Annotated in this window: 25 protein-coding genes and 1 pseudogene; 8 read left to right on the top strand and 18 right to left on the bottom strand. The window is 48.3% G+C overall.

Annotation, left to right across the window (positions count from 1 at the left end):
• The gene (gene qoxD, locus PVOR_RS13515; RefSeq protein ID WP_006209801.1) at positions 1 to 288 is read left to right on the top strand and encodes a cytochrome aa3 quinol oxidase subunit IV; all 288 of its coding nucleotides are present in this window, start codon (positions 1 to 3) and stop codon (positions 286 to 288) included.
• A 202-nt stretch (positions 289 to 490) separates the two neighbouring features.
• Here the strand turns inward: qoxD and PVOR_RS13510 are convergent, their stop codons facing one another.
• From PVOR_RS13510 to PVOR_RS13490, 6 genes are all read right to left on the bottom strand, one after another.
• Positions 491 to 1,654, bottom strand: a complete 1,164-nt coding sequence (locus PVOR_RS13510) for a cell wall-binding repeat-containing protein (RefSeq protein WP_234972855.1) — start codon at positions 1,652 to 1,654, stop codon at positions 491 to 493.
• 80 nt (positions 1,655 to 1,734) lie between these two features.
• Positions 1,735 to 2,985 carry a DHH family phosphoesterase gene (locus tag PVOR_RS13505; protein WP_006209799.1) on the bottom strand — a complete coding sequence of 417 codons (1,251 nt, stop codon included), beginning with the start codon at positions 2,983 to 2,985 and terminating at the stop codon, positions 1,735 to 1,737.
• A gap of 55 nt (positions 2,986 to 3,040) precedes the next feature.
• The gene (locus tag PVOR_RS30645) at positions 3,041 to 3,223 is read right to left on the bottom strand and encodes a hypothetical protein (protein ID WP_006209798.1); all 183 of its coding nucleotides are present in this window, start codon (positions 3,221 to 3,223) and stop codon (positions 3,041 to 3,043) included.
• 45 nt (positions 3,224 to 3,268) lie between these two features.
• Positions 3,269 to 3,691: a rhodanese-like domain-containing protein gene (locus tag PVOR_RS13500; protein ID WP_234972854.1), complete on the bottom strand. Its 423-nt coding sequence runs from the start codon at positions 3,689 to 3,691 to the stop codon at positions 3,269 to 3,271.
• Between the two features lie 84 nt (positions 3,692 to 3,775).
• Positions 3,776 to 4,771, bottom strand: coding sequence for a biotin synthase BioB (bioB, locus tag PVOR_RS13495; RefSeq protein ID WP_006209796.1), 996 nt, complete (start codon positions 4,769 to 4,771; stop codon positions 3,776 to 3,778).
• A gap of 202 nt (positions 4,772 to 4,973) precedes the next feature.
• Entirely contained in the window at positions 4,974 to 6,899 is a 1,926-nt protein-coding gene (locus PVOR_RS13490; protein WP_006209794.1) for an LTA synthase family protein, read from the bottom strand.
• Between the two features lie 176 nt (positions 6,900 to 7,075).
• On the opposite strand from PVOR_RS13490, the gene PVOR_RS13485 reads away from it, so the two are divergent.
• The gene (locus PVOR_RS13485) at positions 7,076 to 7,993 is read left to right on the top strand and encodes an NAD-dependent epimerase/dehydratase family protein (RefSeq protein ID WP_006209793.1); all 918 of its coding nucleotides are present in this window, start codon (positions 7,076 to 7,078) and stop codon (positions 7,991 to 7,993) included.
• A 106-nt stretch (positions 7,994 to 8,099) separates the two neighbouring features.
• On the opposite strand, the gene PVOR_RS13480 is transcribed toward PVOR_RS13485, so the two are convergent.
• A complete protein-coding gene (locus PVOR_RS13480; RefSeq protein ID WP_006209792.1) occupies positions 8,100 to 9,167 on the bottom strand; it encodes a glycosyltransferase family 4 protein in 1,068 nt (355 codons plus the stop codon).
• Between the two features lie 16 nt (positions 9,168 to 9,183).
• On the bottom strand, positions 9,184 to 9,519 hold the full coding sequence (locus PVOR_RS13475; RefSeq protein WP_006209790.1) for a hypothetical protein: 336 nt from the start codon (positions 9,517 to 9,519) through the stop codon (positions 9,184 to 9,186).
• A gap of 192 nt (positions 9,520 to 9,711) precedes the next feature.
• Here PVOR_RS13475 and PVOR_RS13470 point away from each other — a divergent pair, with 192 nt between their 5' ends.
• Positions 9,712 to 10,338: a DUF1796 family putative cysteine peptidase gene (locus tag PVOR_RS13470; protein ID WP_006209789.1), complete on the top strand. Its 627-nt coding sequence runs from the start codon at positions 9,712 to 9,714 to the stop codon at positions 10,336 to 10,338.
• Between the two features lie 113 nt (positions 10,339 to 10,451).
• Here the strand turns inward: PVOR_RS13470 and PVOR_RS13465 are convergent, their stop codons facing one another.
• The 7 genes from PVOR_RS13465 to PVOR_RS13440 form a co-directional block, all read right to left on the bottom strand.
• On the bottom strand, positions 10,452 to 11,843 hold the full coding sequence (locus PVOR_RS13465; protein ID WP_083811676.1) for a glycosyltransferase family 4 protein: 1,392 nt from the start codon (positions 11,841 to 11,843) through the stop codon (positions 10,452 to 10,454).
• 11 nt (positions 11,844 to 11,854) lie between these two features.
• On the bottom strand, positions 11,855 to 12,568 hold the full coding sequence (locus PVOR_RS13460; protein ID WP_006209787.1) for a glycosyltransferase family 2 protein: 714 nt from the start codon (positions 12,566 to 12,568) through the stop codon (positions 11,855 to 11,857).
• Positions 12,569 to 12,792: 224 nt separating this feature from the next.
• The gene (locus PVOR_RS13455; protein ID WP_006209786.1) at positions 12,793 to 13,119 is read right to left on the bottom strand and encodes an AzlD domain-containing protein; all 327 of its coding nucleotides are present in this window, start codon (positions 13,117 to 13,119) and stop codon (positions 12,793 to 12,795) included.
• Positions 13,110 to 13,835 (bottom strand): AzlC family ABC transporter permease, encoded by a 726-nt coding sequence (locus PVOR_RS13450; protein WP_006209785.1) that lies wholly within the window; start codon positions 13,833 to 13,835, stop codon positions 13,110 to 13,112. The genes PVOR_RS13455 and PVOR_RS13450 overlap by 10 nt, the downstream gene beginning before the upstream one ends.
• A gap of 164 nt (positions 13,836 to 13,999) precedes the next feature.
• Positions 14,000 to 15,136 (bottom strand): zinc-dependent alcohol dehydrogenase, encoded by a 1,137-nt coding sequence (locus PVOR_RS13445; RefSeq protein ID WP_006209784.1) that lies wholly within the window; start codon positions 15,134 to 15,136, stop codon positions 14,000 to 14,002.
• Positions 15,137 to 15,254: 118 nt separating this feature from the next.
• Positions 15,255 to 15,605: a DMT family transporter gene (locus tag PVOR_RS32790; protein WP_327196542.1), complete on the bottom strand. Its 351-nt coding sequence runs from the start codon at positions 15,603 to 15,605 to the stop codon at positions 15,255 to 15,257.
• The gene (locus PVOR_RS13440) at positions 15,574 to 16,173 is read right to left on the bottom strand and encodes a DMT family transporter (protein ID WP_327196541.1); all 600 of its coding nucleotides are present in this window, start codon (positions 16,171 to 16,173) and stop codon (positions 15,574 to 15,576) included. Before PVOR_RS13440 ends, PVOR_RS32790 begins: the two co-directional genes overlap by 32 nt.
• A 79-nt stretch (positions 16,174 to 16,252) precedes the next feature.
• Here PVOR_RS13440 and PVOR_RS13435 point away from each other — a divergent pair, with 79 nt between their 5' ends.
• Positions 16,253 to 17,605 (top strand): TrkH family potassium uptake protein, encoded by a 1,353-nt coding sequence (locus PVOR_RS13435; protein ID WP_006209783.1) that lies wholly within the window; start codon positions 16,253 to 16,255, stop codon positions 17,603 to 17,605.
• Between the two features lie 123 nt (positions 17,606 to 17,728).
• Here PVOR_RS13435 and PVOR_RS13430 read toward each other — a convergent pair whose 3' ends face one another.
• On the bottom strand, positions 17,729 to 18,004 hold the full coding sequence (locus PVOR_RS13430; RefSeq protein WP_006209782.1) for a hypothetical protein: 276 nt from the start codon (positions 18,002 to 18,004) through the stop codon (positions 17,729 to 17,731).
• A 143-nt stretch (positions 18,005 to 18,147) separates the two neighbouring features.
• Here PVOR_RS13430 and PVOR_RS13425 point away from each other — a divergent pair, with 143 nt between their 5' ends.
• The 4 genes from PVOR_RS13425 to PVOR_RS13410 all read left to right on the top strand — a co-directional run bounded on the left by PVOR_RS13425 (position 18,148) and on the right by PVOR_RS13410 (position 22,537).
• Entirely contained in the window at positions 18,148 to 19,380 is a 1,233-nt protein-coding gene (locus PVOR_RS13425) for an aminopeptidase (protein WP_006209781.1), read from the top strand.
• A gap of 166 nt (positions 19,381 to 19,546) precedes the next feature.
• On the top strand, positions 19,547 to 20,776 hold the full coding sequence (locus tag PVOR_RS13420) for an aminopeptidase (protein WP_006209780.1): 1,230 nt from the start codon (positions 19,547 to 19,549) through the stop codon (positions 20,774 to 20,776).
• A 374-nt stretch (positions 20,777 to 21,150) separates the two neighbouring features.
• Entirely contained in the window at positions 21,151 to 21,741 is a 591-nt protein-coding gene (locus PVOR_RS13415) for an RNA polymerase sigma factor (protein WP_006209779.1), read from the top strand.
• Positions 21,719 to 22,537 carry a DUF4367 domain-containing protein gene (locus PVOR_RS13410; RefSeq protein WP_006209776.1) on the top strand — a complete coding sequence of 273 codons (819 nt, stop codon included), beginning with the start codon at positions 21,719 to 21,721 and terminating at the stop codon, positions 22,535 to 22,537. Before PVOR_RS13415 ends, PVOR_RS13410 begins: the two co-directional genes overlap by 23 nt.
• 70 nt (positions 22,538 to 22,607) lie before the next feature.
• Here PVOR_RS13410 and PVOR_RS13405 read toward each other — a convergent pair whose 3' ends face one another.
• Both PVOR_RS13405 and PVOR_RS13400 read right to left on the bottom strand, forming a co-directional pair.
• Positions 22,608 to 23,237 carry a hypothetical protein gene (locus tag PVOR_RS13405; RefSeq protein ID WP_006209775.1) on the bottom strand — a complete coding sequence of 210 codons (630 nt, stop codon included), beginning with the start codon at positions 23,235 to 23,237 and terminating at the stop codon, positions 22,608 to 22,610.
• 30 nt (positions 23,238 to 23,267) lie between these two features.
• A pseudogene (locus PVOR_RS13400) lies at positions 23,268 to 24,589 on the bottom strand (hemolysin family protein).
• Positions 24,590 to 25,024: the final 435 nt, after the last annotated feature.

The raw sequence follows: 25,024 nt of genomic DNA, 5'->3' as shown, positions 1-25,024 counted from the left end.
ATGATTAAACAGCTGTTTCCTATTAAGCATGTAGCGGGTTATATATCGTCTCTCGTCCTTTCAGCTGTTGCACTCGTGGTTCTGTTGGATATGCCGACAGCTTCGAAATTTGCCATCCTGCTGGTCACCGCGATACTGCAGGCTGCCGTTCAGCTCATGCTGTTCATGCACGTTGGCGAAAGTGATGACAAGAAATCCGTTTATATCAACATTGCGTTCGCTCTGTTTGTTGGACTTGTCACGATCTTCGGAACGCTCTTCATCTTCGTATGGGGATGGTATGCATAACAACCGGCAATAGCCGAGCTACAGATTAACCGATGAACGTATCGCATTGCGCGATCGCTTCATCCACATAGAAGGGGCCGTCCCAAAAGTCACTTGACTCCGGGAGGCCCCTTTGTGTTTTATAAAGACGCCGAGGAACGAAACATTCCTCCAATCGCTGTTGCCCCCGAATATCCTGAATTCATCTTTAAGGAAGGAATCGCTATGGGGCAGCGTTCTCCAGAATTTCATCGATCTCGCTCTGAAGTTTGGTCGTCAGGGTCTTCTCATCTCCAATAATCCAGGCATGATTATAGGGTGCTTCCATTGGCGAATTGTCATACGCTTGCTGTATTGACTCTACGTACTTCATGATGGAACGGGGAACCCCATCCCGCTCCGTATATAACAGCGGTGCATGTTTACCCATATGGGACAATGGCGCAGCCGCAATGGACAAGATAGGAGAATCCGGGATGGAGAAGGAGAGGCTGTAGCCCGGTGAGCGTATCCCCCATCCGAACCCCGTTCCGGGATCATGGTACTGTGCGAAGTGAATGGCATTCTCGTATGGATCATCCCCGGCGATTCGAATCACGTTGCCATATTGCCGGAGATTTTCCTCCACGCTGTGGGATACCACCTTCTCCGGGCCGATGATATAGATATGTGCCTGCCCATTTCGCTTCTGAAGCGCCTTCACCGTATCTTCAGGCACGTCCTTCTCACTGACAAACAGTAGTGTCTCGGGCATATGCGCAATCCAGCTTACCGCAGGCAGCGTATAATTCGGGCGCTCCATCGATCCAATGATGACGGAGGTTGGAACGGATCCCGTTACCTTTGCTGCGTATTCGTCAATAGCAGCTGCTGCTTCTGCCGGCTCCGTTGCATCTATGTGGTCGACCTTATAGTCGAGTCCGTTCAGATCCTTCATAACCTTTTCCGATATCGGGCCGACCGTGATAATGTCAATCCCTTTGTTATTCTCCGCTCCCCTTGGCTTCAAGCGGCGCAGCTCCTCCAGCGTTTCCTTGGGAATCCCCTCCTCTTCCACAAACAACAGCGGCCCCTGGCTCAGCTGAGTCAGATCGGCACTGACAGCGGCTATGGGCCACTGGGCCGAATCCACCAGAATAACGCTCTGCGGGCGACTGTGCTCATTCGTGGACAGCCACAGCGTTTTGGAGGTCAGTACCGCCGCACTTACTGGATCAGACGTATTCAATCGGATGGTATTCTTGGTAGCTGACCAAGGCACAGGGGTATCCTTCAGCAGCTCTTTGCTGTGAACAGCGGATGGAATCGAGGGCTCCGAATGATTCACAGTCTGACTCCAAGCGAGAATGCCTGCCGTAAGAAGGGCAAGGGCCCAGCCGGCGATCATTTTCTTCACCGTACATTCCTCCTGTCTGCACACAACGTAACACGCATGCATCTCTGCTATCCTTCATGCGGATTTAGGGGTCACATATCTTCCATTAACTTCTCTTCATCCAAATCCGGCGGCAAACCAGGACGTTCATGGGAACGGTTCCGCATCCATTGTTCCTTCAGCATCTTCACAAACACATCGTCCCGGGATAGCCAGACACCATACTGGCGCTTCATGTGCCGCTCTGCCTCGTCAAACGAACGGAATGTAAACGGCAGCGGATCGCCGTTCCACTCCACCACCCATTCTCCTGCGCGGGCATATACAAACAGCATATCCTCGCCCCAGCTTTCGTACAGAACACCGGACTCGGTACCTTTAATGTTGAACTGATTCCGTGAGGCATCTAAACGGATCGGTTCAAGTTCAAACGGATCGGCCGCAAACAGCTGATATACTTCCTCCGTTATCGTGCATCCCGATGCTTTAGCATGACCTCCTCCGCCGTACCGAATTGCAATCTCGGATACATCCACATGATCATGAATCGTCCGCAGGCTCATTTTCCTCCCGCCCATATTCAATATGGCGATATAATCAAGATGAGAATAGACGGATCCCAGCTCACTGGCAAGCTCGGAATGATAGGACTCGGCGTATACGATACCTACGCAGTATTCATCAACGAAGGTTTGAATAATTTCACGCTGCTTGCGGCGGATATAACGCTCAATTTTATCCTCTTCCATGTCCAGAATTTTCTCTTCAAATTCATCGAAGAAAAAGCCCTCCGATTCACGAAGACGCTGGATCATCTTGCTCTCAAACTCATCAACGGCCAGCATATAGAACAGATCATTCAACCGTTTCGCCTGAATCTTCTGATGTTCTTCCCATTCCCATGTATCATAGAGCCGGACAAGCTCCACGAATTGATCCATCCCTTCGCTCCTGCTCAGATGTCCATGCTCAATCAAATATTCATAAAATAATGAGGTTGCCGAGGCCGCTCTGCCGTCTCGATGCGTCACAACCACCTGTCCCCATATGTAATCATTCAAATGAAGGGCAGTTTTATGGTGATCGATAAGCTGAACCTGTCCTCCTTCTTCCACAAACACGTTTAATTCCTTCTCGATGTCGGGAGCAACCGATAAATCCGTAATAAACAGCACGTCGTACGGATGCTCCTGAACGGAGGTCCGGTTTAAATACCTTGCGACTTGCTGATTCAATCCGTGAATGGTGTTATATCGGACATCAATTCCTTCGCCGAAGGCGCATTTGGCTATGATGCCGCAGCCGATGCCATCCAGATCATTATGGCTGTACAGATGATACATAGGTGATTTCCTCCCTAGAAGGTGGAATGGACAAGCGGGACATACCTTTTCACCCCTACGATTCCCTAAAATCTTCCGTTTTATCCCCCTGCTGCTGTTCTGAACCATCAGAATTGGACAAAAAAAGAAGAAGTGGACAGAGCACCACTTCTTCTTGAATATAGAAGAGATTATGCCTGTTGAACAGGTCTTGGTCCTTTGGATGCCATAACCTCATGCTCTTTTCCTTACGCAGCATAACAAAAAATCCGATCAGCAAGAGGTCTGCCGATCGGATTTTTTTCTAGTTCATGGAGGCGCGTTGCAGGGAATTGCAAGCCGTGCAATCCTCCTGCAAATAGAATATTGAAGTGAAACCCGCCTTCTTGAGCTTGCGCGCCGCCAGAAAGCCAGCTGAGCGCTTCGGTGTTACGATGACTACGGAATCATCTGTTTTAAGTTCCTGATCCCAAACATAAGACAGTCTTCCAAGGGAGATGTTAATGGTCTCTTTCCACGGATTTGCCATAAACTCGGACACATCGCGAACATCGAGCAATTTGAGTTCAGGGCATTCCTTTTGTGCAAGACGAAGATCGCTGCACTTCATGAACCGCAAGCCTGTTATAGGTACATACCTCCGGTAGTATAGAACGAATAGGAAAACCATAAAGACGGCTAATGCGATCAGCACGTAGCATTCCCCCATCAAAGTCATGTGCATCATCTTGATGCATGGTGGGTGAACCAAACAAAATCTTACCCCCACGGGTATATAGTATGTGCTGTCTGAATAAAAGTCAATACATGATTACAATGCACACTCTTCTATTTCAAAACCCAAGTCTTCAATCAATCCCCAGTCTCCCGTATGAGCCTGCCCTTCTGTCGTCAAATAATCACCAATGAATATGGAATTCGCTGCATAAAGACCGAGCGGCTGCAAGGAGCGCAGATTGACCTCGCGCCCGCCCGCGATCCGGATCTCCTTCGTCGGATTAACAAATCTCATCATAGCCAGAATCTTCAAACACATCATGGGTGTCAGTTCCTTGCGTCCTTCAAGGGGAGTTCCGTCGATTGCGTTCAGAAAATTGCACGGAATGGAATCCGCCCCGACCGATTTTAGAGCAAACGCAATTTCCACCCGTTCTTCCAGGCTCTCTCCCATTCCAAAAATGGCTCCGGAGCATGGGGACATGCCGGAAGTGCTTGCCTGCCTCACCGTGTCCAGTCGATCATCATATGTATGCGTGGTTGTAATATGTTCATAGTTATCTTTAGAAGTATTCAGATTATGGTTATATCGATGCACCCCGGCATCCGCAAGCTTCTGAGCATGCACCTCATTCAAAAAGCCCAGGCAGCAGCAGACCTTCAGACTGGTCGTCTGCGTAATCTCCTTCACCGCTTCAATGACATGCTCAATCTCCCGGTTGGAAGGGCGGCGCCCAGAAGCAACGATGCAATAGGTTCCGGCCTTTCGGCGAATCGATTCACGGGCACCTTCAAGAATCTTTTCTTTGGTAAGCCATGCGTACTTTTCAATCGGTGCTTCTGATACGATGGACTGGGAGCAGTACCCGCAATCTTCAGGGCACAGACCGGATTTGGCATTCACAATCATATTCAGCTTAACCTTATTGCCATAATACTCCCGCCGGATGCGATACGCAGCCTGCATAACAGACAACAGTTCCTGATCCTCGCTCTGCAGAATAGCCCGTGCTTCCTCCGGAGTTACTTCGTACCCTTGTATAACTTGATCTGATAATTTCAGCCAATCACGATGAATTTGAGTAATCATATGATTAGGTCCCCTCTCCGTTTTCATTGTCAACCAAAAATTATTAATTATAGGTTAACAATATGAGTAATAATATCACAGATCCCGGAACACAACAATCAAGATGGAAGCCTCTCCTCATAGTAAAAAAAGGACTGCTTCGCCAGCCCCGTCACAGGGCTGATGAAACAATCCTCTACCTCGTTATCCATTCTGATTCGTATCAGGGTGCCCGCTTAGGCAGCATCTTCACATACTCATCAGACAGCTTCATTAATTGGAGAATATAATCATAATCGCTGCGGTAAGGCGTAATATCCGCAACCGGCTCCAGCGTTTTCAAAGAAACCGCCGTTCCATCCTCAAATCCATCCCCGGGTACAAACAGGATCTCATTGTTGAAGAAAGATCCCGTTGGCAAATAGTAACGCATGCCAATCACGTTGCGATCTACATTCAGCAAGTCCTGCCCGAAAGCTGTAAAGCCCTCTTGATCAAGCGATATGCCCAGCAGGTTCGCCACGGTTGGCAGAATATCGACTTGTCCGCCGACCTGATCTATGACCTGACCTTCATCCATGCCGGGAACATGCATGATAAGCGGGATGTTAAACCGGCTGACCCGCTCATGGTAAGGAATGCCCAGCGTTGAAGAAATGAGATTGGCATCCGCTTCAGCCGGATTGATACCGAAGTGATCCCCATACACAACCAGCACGGTGTCATCCCACACTCCATTTTGCTGCAGACGGTCAACCAGCGTTCCCAGCGCATAATCGGAGTAGTTCACCGACTTCAGGTAATTGCCCAGATGAGTTCCTTCCAGCTCTGCAGGCAGCGTCATCTTCGCGAATTCATCCTTGACGTTGTATGGAGAATGATTCGACACCGTAATGTAGTGGGCATAGGTCGGCTTGTTCTGCTGCTCATTCTCCAGCAGCTTCTCGAACCCTACGCGGAACAACTCTTCATCCGAAGGCCCGAATTCATTATAATAATCATTCGTGAAATAGGGCTTGTCATAGTAATGCTGAAAATCAAGTGCCGGATACATTTTGCTTCGATCCCAGAACTTCACGTCATTCACATGAAAAGTGCCGGTATCATACCCATGCTCGTTCAGGATCCTTGGCAGTCCCGGCAGCTCCTTGTTTCCGAACCCGGTAGACATCGCCGTCGTACCCGTCGGATAAATCGAAGTATTCACTGCAAATTCGGCATCTGATGTATTGCCTTGTCCAATCTGCTGAAAGACATGCGGGAAATAAAAGCCGCTATCGGCAAGCTGATTCATTACCGGCGTCAGCTCTTGCCCGTTCAGAGATTGACCAATCGGGAAGTTCTGAAGAGACTCCATCTGAACGATGATCAGATTTTTACCCTTGGCCGCACCGAAATAATCCGGCTTGTCCTTCACCTGCTTAACGTATGGATAGGTCGCTTGCAGCTGCTGGGCTCTCAGTATAGTATCCTGCAAGTTCCCTTCCGCCAGCGCGCGATTCTCCTGTGAGTTCCGCACAACAGCGGACACCTGGTAATTCATGAATCCCATTTGCTCTGCTCGAACGATTTCATTCTCGATTCCCCATTCCTTTCGAATGATGAATCCGGACAACACGACCGCTATGATAAGGACAGCGACCATTGAAAGTCGCCATTTCATACCTAGTCCCCGCGAAGCATAAAATGCCGAGTAAGAACGTTCTCCACCGAAATGCAGTCCTCTTCTTGCACGTGAACGGACTTTTTTGACCGCCCATATGATCAAGAGCACGACCAAATCCAGAAAGAACAGAAAGTGCTCCGGCTCAAGCAGCGCTGTTATGCTGGCTCTTACCTGGTTCACCTGACCAATGCCCGCGAGTGCGGTATACGTTGGTATGGAACCGAAGTGAACGTTGTAAACAGCGGAAGCAAACATCATGAAAGACAGGACCACATTCAGGACGATATATACCGTTTTCTTGCCTCTTAACGGCAGAATCAGCTCCACTAAGCTGATCAGTGCCAGCACTGACAGCGCATCGGTAAGAACCTTCCCCCAGGCAACCCCGTTAAATAGAAATACCCTTAGCAGGATCAGTTTCAATAAGAGCGTTATAAACACGAGTGTACTTAACTTCAACCTTCGCTCAAGGCTACGTTCCATGCTGCATTCCCTCTTTTGTAAATGTAGTGTTAATTGACAGCTTTCATTATAACAGGAATGTAAACGCCAATCTAATCCGCCCATTCCTCGGCTACCCCCGTCAATTGTCCAATGCATGAACCCCCAGTGTCACGTAGGATAAAGCATCCCAATCAAAAGGCTGGAGGGTATAATCCATGAAGATGGTTGTGACCGGCGGAGCGGGCTTTATCGGCTCTCATCTGGTGAATGGACTCGTGAACCAAGGCTATGAGGTCCATGTTATTGATAATCTGACAACCGGAGACCCAGGTCGCCTTCATAGCGAGGCAATTTTGCATGTGGCCGACGTGAACAGTCAGCAGACAACAGCGTATATCTCCGTGCTTAAACCGGACGTCGTATTTCATCTGGCGGCCCAGGCCGATGTGCAGCGATCGATCAAAGAGCCTCCGCTGGATGCGGATGCCAATATCATGGGCACCATAAACATACTTGAAGCTTGCCGTAAGGCAGGCGTACGTAAAATTGTATTTGCTTCAACTTCAGGCGTATACGGGGATTTGGAGAAACCTCAACTGACAGAGGATGATCCGGTCTCGCCCATCTCGTTCTACGCACAATCGAAGATTACAGGCGAACAGTATATTCGTCTCTATCACCAATTCTTCGGACTGAAGTACACCATCCTTCGGTTTGGGAATGTCTACGGTCCAGGCCAGACCGCTAAGGGTGAAGGCGGCGTAGTGGCGGTATTTGGAAATCGTCTTCGCCAAGGCATTCCCCTTCAGATCTATGGCGACGGTGAGCAAACCCGGGATTTCATTTATGTAAAAGATGTCGTGGAAGCCAATCTCGCTTCCATCCATCAAGGCGATCAGCATGTGCTCCATGTAAGCACTGGCAGCGGCCGTACCATCAACACGCTTGTCGATGTCATCGGCAGGCTGCATCCTGATCCTATCGATGTAAATTATATGCCTGCAAAGAACGGGGACATTCTGCACAGCTGCCTGAACAACGACAGGACCCGGGAGCTCTTGGCGTGGAATCCGTTATATAGTCTGGAACAAGGGATTGCAGAAACCTACCGTCACTGGCTGCGTACATCCTAGGGCAGCAAGCGACTTTTGCATTCATACGAAAAACAGCCTTATTCCCTTGCAAGCAGGGGCAATTAGGCTGTTTTTCGTGCATTTTTAGCGCATGCGGCTTGAAGGATCACATGCCAATCGATTGAAGCAGACCCGCAAAATGGATCGCATAGCTATGCGGGTTGAAATTCTGTTCGACGTGTCCCTTGGCATGACTTCGAATCTGTTCGCGCAGGGAACGATCATTCATTAGCACCAGCGCTTCGGCAACAGCATGCTGAATATCTCCCAGCACATAGAACTTGCCTGTCAAATTGTGATACACCGATGTCGATACCCCATCCGAATCGGTTGTCAGCACCGGACAGCGGCAGCTCATCGCTTCAAGAACCGAATACGGCGCGCCTTCCACCTTCGAGGTGCAGCATAGAAATCCGCCGGAATCGCCAATGACGGAATAATAGTAGGGCATCTCTGCATGCGGTACGTTGGATCGAAGAGTTAACCGCTCCGACAGATCCAGCTCTTCAATGAGTGCAAGAAACTGTTCACGCTCTAGCGGCTGACTGAGTTGAATATCCTCGAACATCCACATTTGCAGATCCGGTACATGCTGTTTAAGCTGATGACCGATATGAAGAAATTCGCGCCAGTTCTTGTTATCCTCAATCCGCCCTAGCCATGCCATAATTGGGCTTGCAGACCTTGGATAGGGTCTGTACGTGAACTCCTGGCTGTCAAAACAATTATTGAAATTAAACTGCGGCTTATGCGGATACAGCTCCTGGAATAACGCAGCAATATGAGGGGTGCTGGGATTCAGCAGCGCAGCGGCATGCTCGTTGACGTACGGCGCTGCCTGTGTAAGCTGCGCATGCGCAACACTCTTAGGTCCATAACCCTGGATTTCTAGCACGAATTTCCCTTTGAAGCCCAGCATTCGAAATCGCGGGAAGCTCGCATGATCTGTTGTCACGACAATGACGTCAAAGCCGTTGGAATCCAGAATATGCTTGATTTCAATATCATTGCGGGTTACATAGATCGGGAAATCAGCGGCATTCTGCATGCCGGATCCCCAGGCATAATACAGACAATGCGCCTCGATCCCGGCAAGTCGAAGTGCACGGCATCGCTGTCTGTTTAATGTTTCAACGCCCCCGCTTGGCACGTAGTAGACGAACAGCACCTTCATGTCGTACCCCTCCCCATTATTCGATGGCTTGAAAATCAGAATTTGAGTAGACGGCTACAAGCTGTCCCTGGTTCTTGGCATGGACGGTAATCAGCGTGGAGTGAGTGTAGTTAATGTTGGTCACGAGCAGCAGGCTGAATGCGGTATTATGGTTCGTGATATTGGGCACAAAGACCGTCGAACCTGCCCCGACATGAACGAGGCCAACATAATAGACCCCGTATAGGTGATATCCGTGAATAAGGACATCAAATTCTTCTGCCCCTGCATTGGTTATCGTGAGATCCACGGACTGTATATATCGCGCATCAATATGGCCGTACTCCACTGCATCTAAACGATAGATGGACATATCATTCCCTCCCAGGCAATTGCAGCATCATTAATATCAGGTTATGTAACTACTTCTGATCAGGTAAGGGCATATCCATAGTGACGATCATCCAATTGTGTATTTCTTGACTCCACGGTCCAAGCCGCTTCTTACGGATTCGCATTTAATAGTATGTGGAAGTGATCCGAAAGAAAGGGACGGTGACCATAGATGTTGAGCCTGCAGGATATCAAGGGACCCTATCATGCCATATTCAGTCTGGGAAATAATTGTTTGCCGGGCATTGAGCTAAGAGAACACGGGCTGCGCAAATTTGCCGGGCCAATCGATTGGATGGGCACCCCGGTGCTGCCCCAAATTTCAAGGATGCTTCGCAACCGGTTTCAAGGCATGCTGGTTTATCCGAACCTCCACACGGTTAGCCAGGCCAATGATGAGCTGTACAATGTATGGGATCGAGAGTACGATCTATATCTGAATCATGATTTTTACGTGGTTAACAACTTCCCTCCCCATCTGGCAGCTTATCCTGAGATCAAGGTAAAATATGACCGGAGGATCGCCAGATTTCTGCAGACACTGGAAAGCGGAGGTCGAATCCTCTTTATTCGGACCGATTCCAGCTATGAAGATATCAAGGAGCTGGTAGATTCCCTGCAGCAGATCTGTGTCGGGCCTTTCCATGTGCTTGCTGTCAATCATGAGCCTGTGAAAGAGATCGAAATGGCGGACTGGAACATAGAGCATGTGTGTGCTGTGAAAATGCCGGACATTGATATCTGGATCAGCAACCGTTATCGCTGGACCTATTTGTTCCAAGGCATGTATTTGACCTAAATGAACGAAACTTCGATATGGATGTCGAGCCAGCTCAAGTACAGCGAAATGGCAGGCCAAGATAATCCCTTGGCCTGCCATTTTACATCAGGATTTAAATGTACGTTACGGGCTCATCGGGCAGCTTGTAATCTTTCGGCAGCGATTGAAGAATCCGATTCCATACCACATAGTCGACCAGAATCTCCGGATTTGAGATCTGGTTGACAAAAATTCGGTTGTACAAATCGCTCATCACGGAAAATGCTTGCTGATTCATGGGCTCCCCCCCTTTTCATACAGATGATTTCTGAGCTATAGCACCGTGATATACGTTCAGCGTCCTTTGGACCATCAGATCCATGGACCAATGATCTTGAGCGAATGCCTTCGCATTCTGACCAAGAAATTTTCGGTAATCCTCCCGCTCCAACAGCAGACTCAGCTGTTTTGCCGTACTTACCGCATCCCCAACGCGGTGCGATCAAACCTGTGTAACCGTGAGTCACCATTTCCGGCAACCCTCCGGCCGTGGATACAACGCTTGGCAGACCTGCCATTTGTGCTTCCATGACCGAGAAGGGCTGGTTATCCTGAATGCAAGTGTGTGCAAAAATATCCGCTTGCGCCAGTAAGCCGGGGACATTGTTGTGCTCGCCAAGAAAAAACACGTCATGCTGAAGTGAGGCTCTTACCGTCTGCTCTTCCAGTTGCCCCCGCATACCGCCATCCCCGACGATCCAGCAAACCCAATCGCTTCGCATCTGCTTCAGAACGGCCAGGGAATCGAGCAGGACATGGACCCCCTTCACGTATACCAATCGAGCAGGACAGATAATCACCTTCTTGCCCGGCGGCCGCCGGAGTGGTGTTCCGGCATTATATTTTGCTTGAAAGGCCGCAGCATCGAGCCCATACTGAAACACCGTAATTCGATGGTCAGGTACACCGCAATCGGTCATGAGAATATTTTTGGACCAATGGTTGGCTGCAATGGTCAGATCCGAAGACATGGCAGCATGATATTCAAGCGCAGGAAAATAGCGCCACGCCGGGCTTCTTTCATCGACACCTTTCGAGGGGTTGTTGCGGAAGTGATCCATCATTTCTCGCGCCACAGAGCCATGTACGTGGGATACGAGCGGTGTCCGCCCCGGTTTCACCCGGCCCAAGGAACGTGTCGAGAAGCTATCCTGCGTATGGATAATATCGTACTGCTGCAGCCCGAAATAAGCAGCAGCCAGCTCCATGCAATAACGCTCAAGCTCGTAATGGCGGATTGCATAATGCTGATTCAATCCCGGAGCCGTTTGCGAGTTAAGCTTTGACTCCAGCATAGGAAGCAATGCTTCCTTGGCCAGTTCCTTCCCCCGATTGACAATATGGATTTTTTTGTAATCCGGACTGTTACCGAGCAGATCCACTTCATGACCTAATTGTTCCAAACGGTTCTTGAGCTGCTCCATGAAGTTCCATACTCCGCCGACATGAGGGATTAACCAGTGAGTTGCTAGCAGTATTTTCATGGTATCCCCCATTAACCGCCATGCTGAGCCAAGTGCTCAAGTACGTGACGATAATTATTTTTTACCATCTCATATTCCCGGGCAATCGTTGCTTTATGCCGAATGGTGCCCATCTGGGAATGCACACGGTACATCGTAAGCATATCTGGCAGAAATCCGAACGAAGCCCCGTTCATCAACAGCCGAATCCAGAGATCGTAATCATGTGTGTAGGGAAGCTGCGCATTGAACAGCCCTACCCTGTGAAGCCAGTCTTTCTTCATAATGACAGTGCATCCATTAATCGGATTGGAATAGACCAGTTGACGGGCCAAATCCGCATTGTTCGCCATTGGAATCCCTTCGTACGGTCTTGTCACCCGATTGTGCTCATTAATGACTGAGAAACCAGTGAAACTGATGTCGAGACCCCTGCTCAGCATAAACGCCATCTGTCTTTCAATCTTCTGAGGAACAAAACGATCGTCTGAACTGAGCCAGGCGATATATTGGCCCGAAGCATGCAAAATGGCATGATTCAATGCGCTGGCTGTACCGCCATTACTCTTGCCCATATAGTAGATTCTGTTCTTATAGGGTGCGATCAGATTGGAATATTGCGTTGACCCATCATCCACCACAATGATTTCCACAGCAGGGTACGTTTGTTGTACCGCACTTTCCAAAGCTTGCTGTATATACTGGCAGTTATAGAAAGGTATGACTATCGTAACCGTCGGCATCATCCCCTGTCTCCTCCTTCTGCCTATCTTGATATGTGATCTCAATACACATCATGGGTTAGTACACCATATGCATTGTTTACGCATTCCGCACGGACCCCTGTCCCCTGACATTTGACCAAATAACAGGCAGACGGCACATGAAGCAGGGAAATTTGACAACCAAAATAAGCTGCCCCCCGCCGATTGGCTAGAGAGAACAGCTTATAAACCATGCTTCACTTAATTCAAATCAATATGCGCAGCCCAATCAAAGTCAGAATACCCACAATGACCGTAGCAAACAGACTTTTCGTTAGAAAAGCTGTAAGGAAGGCGGGAACAGCCGCAATCAGCTCAAGCAAGTGACCGGCAGGGTCGACACGCCCGTCCGATACGAGCAGTTCCTGGGCCAACAGGGCGCCCATGACCGCGATTGGCACATGATCCAGCCATCTTATCATCATATCCGGAATCCGCAGCTTGCTGAGAATCATAAGCGGCAGAACTCTTGGAATAAGGGTAACCACCGCACAGCCGATAATCAGAGCTGCAATATGCCATCTTATTTCCATCGTTCCATCACCATCCCCGCTGTAGCCGCAACCAGGATAGCGGCAATGACTGCTGCGCTTCCCGGCATCATCGTGCTGAAGGCCACTACTGCAATGACCGCAATGATAACGACCATGAAGTCCAATTTATATTTTTTGCGGCTGAGCCATTGCAGTGCCAGCAGCCCGATAAACATACCCGGCAAAGCAAAATCCAGACCAAACTGCTCCGGGTCCGGTATCCACTCGCCGACGAGCCCCCCTGCAACGTTAGCCGCACACCAGAACAGATAGGCTGTAATATTTAAGCCCACCATCCATTGATAACCCAGTCTTTTCTGCTCGGTCGCCTTGGCGGCAGCAACACCGAATGTCTCGTCAGTCAGCAGGGAGCCGATAAAGAAACTCTTTCCGGTGGAGAGACCTTTAAAGTACGGGGCGATCGCTGCGCTTAACAGCAGATGCCTGGCATTCACGAAGAAAATCGTGATGATGATCGAGATCACCGGGCTTGCTGCCGCCAGCATTCCTGCCGCGATAAATTGACCGGAGCCGGCATAGAGCAGGAGCGAGATTAACGCGATTTCGAGCAGGCTGAAGCCTGCAGTCCGCTCAACTACACCTGCAGCAAAGCCTATGCTCAAATAGCCTAGCAGGGTAGGAATACAATCCTTAAAGCCTTGAAGATACGAATTTCCCTCCATATGCGAAGGAAGCTGTTCTGACTTGGTGTCCATCTTGGTCCGATTCCTCTCTTACTCTCCGATTCTACTTTTAATTACTATGAATACATCCTCCTTCCTTGTCAACGCCAAATATGCCATTTATCCATAAAAAAAGCGCCCCGGAAGTGCAACAAATCTTCCGGAACGCACAATGTGATGATTGAATTTTCAAGCGGTCAGGGCTTCAAAATGATTTTAATACAGCCATCCTTCCGCTCATTGAAGATGTCATAGCCATGGGCAGCCTTCTCCATCGGTAACCGGTGCGTGATGATATCCGAAGGATCGACCGTCCCCTCCTTCAGCATTTGATACAGCTTGGGCATATAATGAATGACGGGCGCCAGTCCCATTTTTAACGTAATATTCCTTTCGAACAGCTCGCCGAGCGGAAATGCATTATAGACAAGCCCATATACGCCGGTCAGCTGGATCGTCCCGAACTTGCGAACCATCCTGACGGCCATGTTGAAAGCTCCCAGAGAGCCGCCCTGCAGCCTAAGCATGCTGCCCAGCATTTCGATAGGGGTTCTTTTGGCATCCAGCCCCACACAATCAATGACAACATCGGCTCCACCATGTGTGATTTCTCTAATATATTCTTCAATTTCGGGTATTTTTTCGAAATTATAGGTTTCCACCTGGTTAGTTCGTTTTGCATGCGCCAGCCTGTAATCTACATGATCAATTGCAATGACCCGTTTCGCTCCCTTTAACCAGGCAAACTTCTGCGTTAACAGCCCGATCGGACCGCAGCCTAGAACAACCACCGTGTCGCCAGGCTTGACTCCCCCGTTCTCTACACTCCAGATGGCTGTTGGCAGCGCATCGGAGAGCATGAGCAATTTTTCATCCTCCATATCGGCATCCTCCGGAATAATAAAGGGCATAAAATTTCCGTATGGAACACGCATCAGCTCCGCTTGGGCTCCCTGGAAACCGCCGTATGCATCACTATATCCAAAAAAACCTCCGGTATCCTTGGCATCATTAGCATAGTCGCACTGGCTCTCCATCTGATTCTGGCAGAACAAGCATTTGCCGCAAGAGATGATAAAGGGAATAATGACACGGTCCCCAACCTTGACTCTGTTTACCTCAGGGCCAGCTTCCACCACAACTCCCATGGGCTCATGGCCGATAATGTAATCATCATGAAGCTGCTTCATCTCACCGTTATATAAATGCAGATCAGAACCGCAGATAGCTGTCGTTGTGACTCGGATCAGTATATCGTCGCTGCGGTGCAGGGCCGGATCCTTCATCTCTTTCACTTTGATACGATGTCTGCCTTGATAGGTGACTGCTTTCACGCACATATGCTCCTTTACAATCCAAAATCCATTTCTTACAGGATTTGGGGTGATTGATACCTTCAGTGTGCGCTAATTGCGGGCTAACTACTCGGCCATAGAAAAAATTAATCTAGCTCTATCCGAGCCCTTCGGGTTGTACCTCCACAGCCCCCTTTCTCGGTTTTCCGACCTTCAGGAACAACACCAGCCCTAACAGTACAAGGGCACCCCCTCCTGCCTGCAGGGTGCTCATCGATTCATTCAACAGAAGGAAAGCGAGCAAACTCGCCCCCACAGGCTCACCCAGAACGCTCATCGATACGGTTGAGGCCGAGGCATATTTCATAAGCCAATTAAACAACAGATGACCGAATACGGTCGGCACGACTGCCAATAGAGCAAATATTCCCCACTCACGCGCCGAATACCCTGCCAGCGGAATATGCATGCCCACGTTATAGACAGCCAGAATTACAGCAGCTACCACAAAAACAAGCCAGCTGTACAGAAAGGACGGAAGCCGTCTGAGTCAGCAATTGCCCAAGCAGCATATGTGCAGCAACAGCTGCCGTTCCCAGCAAAGACATCACATCACCGGTCAAATGCCCCGCACTCCCGCTGAGTCCGCTGCTGCCAATGAGCAGGAACACCCCAAGGAACGCGATTGCCATGCCGCCGATTGCGGCGAGTGATGTTTTTTCCTTAAACCAGAAGTAGGCACCAATCATCACGAATACGGGCTGCAGAGCCAGGATGATGGTAGAGCTTGCAACGCTTGTCCATGTTAAAGAGCCCATCCATAACAAAAAGTGCAATGCCAGCATGGCTCCTGACAGGATCAGCAGCAGCACTTCAGAGCGCTTCAATGACCTCGCAGCGGGCAGATATTTTCCTGCAAACGGCAGCATGATCAGAACGGTAATAACGAGTCTGTACATGGCTTGAACAGAGACCGGACTGCTGGACCATTTCACAAAAATGGATGAGAAAGATATCGCAATAATGCCGATAAATAAAGGAATAAATACGGGAATAGGCGGTTTCTCTGAATTCATGATGGTTAAATGATTCACCTTTCGTGTTATATTAGAGAAATGATTTTAAAATTAAAACTTTCGGAAAAGGAAAATTAGCATGAAAAAGAAAGACCTGCGCAATCAAATGACCCCGCCCAAGTTTCTGGCGATCGGCTTTGCATCGATCACGCTGGTGGGGACGATCCTGCTAAAGCTTCCCATCGCCACAGCTGACGGGACCTCCACACCACTGATTGATGCGCTCTTCACAGCGGTTTCCGCCATCAGCGTGACCGGATTAACCGTTGTGGATACGGGAACCCATTGGTCCGTTTTTGGACAAATTGTCATGCTCATGCTGGTTCAGCTGGGCGGATTAGGCTTTATGACCTCTGCCACCTGGATTGCATTGATGTTCAATCGCAGAATCTCGCTGCGGGAACGCATCATTCTTCAGGAAGCGATGGGACAATACCAAATTCAAGGCATTGTGGACCTCATTCGAAGAGTCCTCGTATATACGCTGATTATAGAGGGCATAGGCGCTCTGCTGCTGACATTCAGGTTCTCTGCCATCATGCCGCTCTCGGATGCAGCTTACTTTGGCACATTCCAAAGCATATCCATATTCAACAATGCTGGCTTTGATCTGTTTGGCCAAATCCATGGGCCATTCTCCGGGTTTTCCACTTATGTAGAGGATCCTTATGTCAATATTATCATTGCTGTCTTGATTTTCCTTGGGGGAATCGGCTTCATTGTTATCTTTGATCTTATCGAGTACCCGAAAACCAAAAAAATATCGCTTCACTCCAAGGTTGTTCTGACGGTGACCTCTCTGCTGATCGTCATTGGAGCTGTCATGATCTTTCTATTGGAGCACAGCAATCCCAAGACATTAGGCCCGCTCTCGTACCCGGTCAAGATTATGGCCTCCATCTTCCAATCGATTACCCCGCGTTCCGGCGGCGTCAGCACCCTGGACATCGCGAGTCTGGAGCAGTCGTCACAGTTCTTTATGATCCTCCTGATGTTCATCGGGGCTGCGCCTGGATCCACAGGAGGCGGGATCAAGGTGACGACCTTCGCGGTCCTGATTGGTGCAGTGGTTACCATGATCCAGGGAAAACGCGATGTTGTTCTCTACCGCAACAGAATCTCGCAATCCCTGGTCTACCGCTCCATTACGCTAACGATACTGTCATTGCTGCTGTTGGTGGGGGCTTCCATGTTCCTGTCCGTAACGGAATCGGGTGAATTCCTAAGAATTCTGTTCGAAGCCGTCTCCGCCTTCGGAACAGCCGGCTTATCCATGGGTCTCACAACCGAATTGTCGCCGATTGGCAAGATCACTATCGCCTTGCTGATGTTCCTGGGCCGTCTCGGTCCGCTTACGCTGGCTTACGCACTTAGCCGCAAAAGCAACAAAGAACTGTACCGTCACCCGGAGGGCCGGATTACGATCGGCTAAACCGTGTGCATTCCCTCTTCTTGCCGGCACATATAAACAAACCGTACGCTCCCTCATCTGCCGGGAGTGCACGGTTTGTTTCATTTTCATCTCATGTTGAGTAGTATCCGATTGAACCGGCTCTTATTCTCCGAACTCGCTGGCATCAATCGCAGCATCCAGCAAATCATCAAACAACTCGTCATCGGTTTCGATCCGCTCATCAAGCTGCATAAACTGCTCCTCAATTCCCGGCTCGCCTGCGAAATTCAGGCTGTAATCCCAGTCCCGGCCGTTCTTGCTCAGGAATGTGATCTCGTACGATGCTGCATGTCCATCTATAGAAAATACGGTATACCCCACGAATTGATTGCTCTCATCCCGTTTCATATCCGCACGCTCGATTCGGACTTGTGACACGTTTCCACTCTCCTTCGTTTCGTTGTGAACAACTCACAACACTCAGTATATCACTTTTAATTGCCGCTGATTATTGTTTTTCTTATGCAACTTGATCTAGTATAATATGGTGGAAAAGAATAAATTTCATTGGAGGGTTCCAAATGTCCGATTTCAATACATCCTTGGACAAATATGCCGAGTTGGCTGTAAAGGTTGGAGTTAACATACAGGAAGGACAAACCTTGGTGGTTCATGCCCCTGTTGACACTGCCGAGTTCACTCGCTTGATCGCCAAGAAGGCCTATGAAGCAGGTGCCCGCCTGGTGAAAATTCTATGGACTGATGAAACTGTCACCAGACTTCAATTCGAAAAAGCAGCGGATGATGTGTTTACGGAAGCACCAAAGTGGTATGCCGGGGAAATGACTGAATTGGTGGAGAACGGTGCAGCTATCCTCCACGTCCTTGCGGAGAATCCGGATCTGCTCAGCGGCATTGATTCCGAACGCATCGGAAACTTCTACAAGGCCCGCGGAGAAGCGCTGAAGCAATATCGCGCCTATCAGCAGTCTGACAAGTTCAGCTGGTGCCTGATTGCAGTGCCTTCGGCGCCATGGGCTGCCAAGGTATTTCCGGATGCACCGGAATCGGAGCAGGTCAGCAAGCTGTGGGATGCGATTTTCCACACGGTGCGCGTGGATCAGGATAATCCGGTTGAGGCTTGGAACCAGCATCTTGAGGTGCTTGAAGCGAAATCTTCCGTGCTGAACGCCAAGAAATACAAGAAGCTCCACTACATTGCGCCAGGAACGGACCTTACCATTGAACTGCCTGAAGGCCATATCTGGGCGCAGGGTGACAGCATCAACGAACGCGGCCATTCGTTTGTGGCTAATATGCCAACAGAAGAAGTGTTTACTGCACCGCTCAAAACGGGGGTTAACGGTACCGTCCACAGCACGAAGCCTTTGAGTTACGCCGGCAATATCGTGGACAACTTCTCTCTTACGTTTGAAGCCGGTAAAGTAGTCAGCTTCACAGCAGAGCAAGGGTACGAGACCCTTGAGCGTCTCCTGAACATGGATGATGGTGCCCGCTATCTTGGTGAGGTGGCGCTTGTGCCGCATCAATCTCCGATCTCCGAATCCAACATTCTGTATTACAATACGTTGTTTGACGAGAATGCTTCCAACCACCTTGCGCTTGGCAGTGCCTATGCCTTCTGCATAGAGGGAGGTAAAGAGATGAATCAGGAGCAATTAATTCAAAGCGGTCTCAATACCAGCGTGACGCATGTGGACTTCATGATCGGCTCCGGCGAAATGGATATTTACGGAGTTACGGCAGAGGGTAAGGAAGAACCGGTATTCCTTAAAGGAAACTGGGCATTTTAAGAATATCGTGATCAAAGCAGCTATTTCATGCGAAGTAGCTGCTTTTCTTAAACTTTTCCTGCCTTTAATTGACCTGAGGTTGATTTACAAACGGAAAAATTGTGCGATAATCAAGAAAGCGCATGAAGCTACTTAAAGGTAGTATAAAAGGAATGGAGGTCCTTGTATGTCAAGCTTTGAACAAAAATTGGAGCGTTACGCCGAGCTCGCTGTCAAAGTCGGTGCCAATGTGCAGCCGGGGCAAACTCTTGTCGTTAACGCCATGATCGATGCTGCGCCGCTTGTGCGCCTCATCGTGAAGAAGGCCTATGAAATCGGTGCCAAACAAGTGAAAGTCAACTATAGCGATGAGATCGTCAGCCGAATACGTTACGAGTTGGCTCCGGATGAAGCATTTCTGGAACCGCCGAAATACTACGCGGAGGAAGTAACGGAGCTCGCTGAGCAAGGAGCCGCATTCTTGACGGTCCTCTCCTCGAACCCTGATCTGCTCAGCGGAATTGATCCTGAACGTATCTCCAACCATCAACGTACATATGGCGCTGCGATGTCGAAGTACCGTCAATATCAGCAAGCCGATAAAATGAGCTGGACAGGCGTTGCCTTTGCTTCTCCGGATTGGGCGGCCAAGGTGTTCCCTGATGTTCCGAAGGAGCTGCAGGTGGACAAAATGTGGGATGCGATCTTTCATGCGGTACGCGCAGATCTGGATGACCCCATCAGCGCGTGGGAGGCGCATATTGATACGCTCCAGCAGAAATCCGACGAGCTTAATGCCAAGAAATATCATAAGCTTCGCTTTACCTCACCTGGAACGGACCTCACGATTGAACTGCCAGAAGGCCATATTTGGACCCAAGCGGGCAGCCATAATGAGCAAGGCGAACACTTCGTTGCCAACATTCCAACGGAGGAAGTGTTCACGGCTCCTCTTAAAACCGGCGTGAATGGCACGGTTCGCAGCACAAAGCCTTTGAGTTATGGAGGTAATATTATAGACAATTTCTCGATTACGTTCGAGAACGGTCGCATTGTCGATTTTTCTGCCGAGCAAGGTGAAGATACGTTATCGCGTCTCGTCTCCATGGATGAGGGCTCCCATTATCTTGGCGAAGTGGCCCTTGTTCCCTACCGTTCCCCGATTTCGGAAAGCGGCATCCTGTATTACAATACGCTGTTTGATGAGAATGCCTCCTGCCACCTGGCTATCGGCAGTGCATACGCCTTCAACCTCGAGGGCGGCAAAACCATGACGTCTGATCAGCTGCAAGCCAGCGGACTGAACACCAGCATTACCCATGTGGATTTCATGATGGGCTCCAAGGAGCTGAACATCACAGGAATCACGCATGATGGCACCGAAGAGCCTGTATTCATCGATGGCAACTGGGCGTAAGCCGCACTAGCCATCATTCAAATACCTCACTCGATCTTATAGGACGTCCTCCAGCAGAGGGCGTCCTGTTTTTCCAGTCTTTTTTATCTGCCGACACGCTTCTCCTCCATGCAATGATGCATCCTATTTCGATTAATATCCTTAGATTACCGAACATATCATGAAGAGATGGGCGTACCCTTGAGATATCCCAAACCTACTCGAGAATGACGATTTGTTTAAGAGTCGAATTCCTGAGGAATACGTCGTTACATACTTCACCAACATCAATCACCAGAGTCTAGCTGTTATTTGAAATTGTAGGGCTTTTTTATCTGATATGTTGTAAAATGATGAGAGAAATAGGATGGTTACACCAGAGAGGGGAATATCGCGTGTCCAACCGATTACAGCTCCTCCTTGCAGCAGATTTCGCTGATTTGAGCGAACCTATTCAGGAAGAAATTTACTATGAATTTTATGATCTCGTATATGGACAAATATTGTATGTCGTACGGGATCATGCTGCTGTTGAGGATATCATTCAGGAGTCCTTTATAAAAGTGATTACAAGCAAGCCTAACTTCGAAATGGAAAGCAAGATGCGGGGATGGCTGCGCGTCGTCGCTAAAAACTCAACCATGAATTATTTAAGAAAAAATAAAAAATACCGTAACCAAGTGGATGTTGATAGTGTTTTTATTAATGAAGAGGACGTAGCGGTCTCCTCCGCGAACGTGGAACACCAGGTGGAGTCGAATATGCTGGAGGAATCCATTGAGCAGTACCTCGACAAACTCAAGCCTGAATACAGGTTATTGATTGAATATCGGTGGAAACACAGTCTGACGTACAGGGAAATCGCCGAGCTGCTGAATACACGCGAAGAGATCGTCAAGCAGCGCTTGTTCCGAGCGAGAGAGTCCGTAAAGAAAATGCTGTATAGAGAGTGGGGTGAATTGGATGAGCAACGAAAAATACGATGATTGGTTTGATGAGGCCTTTGACGAAGCCTTTGATCGTGCAGCTTCATGTTCCTCACTCCCCACTGACAACGAATCGAAACGTCAATCTTGGCAGCAAGTCAAATTACAAGTCGAGAAGTTAAACAAACGAAAACAACAACGACGCAGATTACAGTTTTCCGGTATCGTTGCTGCATCCATGTTAATTGGGGCTTTAATATTCTCTCAACCAACAGTTACACAAGCCGTGTCGCCCATTTACCAACAAATCGTGGATTGGGGCAACGGCATAACGGGCCAGATATTCGGTAAGAAAGAGCCCGTCGATCCAAGCAAAGCTCTTACTGCCCCGCCACCGGATGCAACACCTATACCAAATAACGCTGATCCAGTACCACCAGCCGAATTGGTCGAAACTGAGGATATTCCATTTGCTGATTCTGATGAATCCCTCATTGAGTCACAAAAGCGTGTATTATTCAAGATACCTCAAATTGGGTATATCCCGAAAGGCTTTGAGTTCTATGAGGCAACAGGAATCGCGGAAAGTGAGACCGCGCCGCTCTTGGATCTGCATCTTCATTACAAAAATACAGATGAAAAGGTATTTTACATTGATCTCATTGACATGTCGTCCGAAAGATCCATCGGCCTTGGAGGGAAAGTGACAGAGACACTGACACTGAAATCAGGAGCTGTGGCCTACCTGACCGAAACGAATCTCCGTTTTTTGCATGATAATGACAAGATATTGGTAAATATCAGCGGATTATTCTCAAGAGATGAATTAATTAAGATAGCAAACAGCATACATTGAAACAAAATGCACAGATAAACTAAAGAAGCGCACTTCAGAAAAGTGCGCTTCTTTGTTTTATATACCGGAATTATTGCTCTGCTAATATAGAATTCGTATAATAAGTCGCTTCTTCATATGTACCATTCTCATTAATCCAGTGAATGGTCTTGCCCCGGTAATAATAACCTGTCTGAACACTGAAGTTTTTAATACCGCTGAGGGAAGTTTTGTTTGAACCGTTTTCATAAGCACTTCCAGTATCTATCCAAGCCGACCCGGTCCATCTCTGTAGGACAAAATTAATACCAATTGTATCTACAGCTTGTCCTGCTCCTGTAAATCCGTTAAGGCTTACCTGGGTACTATTTACCTTGCTAATTGTAGAATAATAGTTAATCAGGTACTTGTTGGCTAAGAGGTTAAAAGAAGAATTCAGATTCATTTCTACTGGTGGCGGTGTAGTTAAGGCACCTGGTGCAATGTCAGTAGCGGAATCCGCGTAAGCCCCTCCCGCCAGAGATAAGCTTAATAGAACACTGACTGCAAGAGTTGAAGCCATACGTTTAGAACTGCGTACTTTTGACATAACATCACCTTTCTTTCTATTTATTAGGAACATCCATATTTTAACACGTGATGTCAGCACAAAAGTATCTAATTCTTCAAGGTTTGATATAATTTTTGAAACTTTTCTGCAAATAAAAAGAAGCAACGACATATTTTGTCGTTGCTTCTTCTAATATCCAGTTCACGCGCCTGCTTCTTCCTGAAGCAGCTGCTGCTCTTGCCTGATCAGACGAATGCGCGAGATTCGTTTATTCTCGGTCTCCTCAATCACAAAGTGATAGTCCTCATACAAGATAGACTGACCTTTATGCGGGAGCAGCACCTCAAGACGTGAGGACAGCCATCCACCGATGGTATCATAGTCTTCTGTATCCACATTCAGACCAAATTGGTCATTAATTTCATCAATCAGCATCAATCCATCAATGGAGTATTCATCCTCCCCCACCTTCTCAATTCCCGGACGCTCTTCGTCAAACTCATCTTGAATTTCTCCGACGATTTCTTCCATGATGTCCTCCAGCGTTACAAGGCCTGAAGTCCCGCCGTATTCATCGATCAGAATGGCAATTTGCGTCTTGCTCCGCTGCATTCTTCGCAGCAGCTCGCTGATTTTGATGGATTCAGGAACAGCAATAATCGGGCGAATCAGGGAAAGCTGGTCACGGACGTAACCGCGCATCAGATCCTTGATGTGAATGAAGCCAATGATATGATCCTTGTCTTCGTCACAGATCGGATAACGGGTTCGCATCCCCTCGCTTGCAATTTTCAGATTTTCTTCCAATGAAAGATTATTGTATAAACAGATCATCTCTGTCCTTGGGATCATGATCTCCCTAGCTGTGGTATCGGCAAATTCAAAAACGTTGTCCACCAATACCATGTCCGTATTATCCATCATCCCACTCTCACTGCTCTCTTTCATCATATCCCGAAGCTCCTCCTCGGTGTGAACGTTGCGACTCCACCACGAGGTTTCATCCGGAATATTCGGAGAACGTTATTAGAAAGACCGTTGGCAAACCAGATAAATGGAAACATGATGGTATAAAATATTCTCAGCGGACCTGCCGACAGCAGCGTGATTTGTTCCGCTTTGCGAACAGCCACCGTCTTAGGTGCCATGGCACCAAATACGATGTGCATGAGTGCAATCAAGATAAATGCAATCACCAAGGAAACGGTATGAACAGCCGTATTGCTCCATCCTATGCCGTTGAACCAAGGCGTGATCATGGCGGATATGGTTCTTTCGCCGATCCATCCAAGTCCAATGGACACGATGGTGATACCAAACTGGCAAGCGGATATATATCCGTCCAGATTCTTCAGTATGTTCTGTGCAAATTTTGCACGTCTATGTCCTTCTTCAACCAAAGCGTCAATCCGACTGCTTTTTACCTTAACAAAAGCTAATTCAGCTGATACAAAGAATCCATTTAACAGGACGAGAAACAATACCAAGGTTAAGCTTATCCAACTCGGTAAGGGGTCACTCAATCGATCTCCTACCCGCCATACAGCATGCTATGACGAATAGGAACACCTCCTTCGGTTATTAAAAATGTGTGGTGCCATCAAGCATAACAACGTGTTCGGACAACGCATCAACTTCCCAATGGTCTCATCTCCTTATCTTATTCCGTCGTAATCAAGCTATATAAGTAATTATATAGTACTACGATACACAGTCAAACGTTGTCTTATGACATTAATAAGCGTTGTTACAAGCTATAATTTGATTCTCAGCCATTAACCCTCATTTCCGGTGAATTCATATATTCTATGAATAAACATTCAAAATGTTAAAAGATTACTATGAATCCCCGCATCTCCCTAGGACAAAAACCGCATTTCGCTGAATATTAGCCTGGTGAGCCCAAATAAAATAACCCCCGTTTACATGGTGTAAACAAGGGTTATTCGTATTTCCGT

The organism is Paenibacillus vortex V453 (genome assembly GCF_000193415.1).
GTDB classification, from domain to species: domain Bacteria; phylum Bacillota; class Bacilli; order Paenibacillales; family Paenibacillaceae; genus Paenibacillus_AQ; species Paenibacillus_AQ glucanolyticus.
The sequence above is the reverse complement of the archived record's forward strand: the minus strand, read 5'-3'. Positions and strand labels throughout refer to the sequence as shown.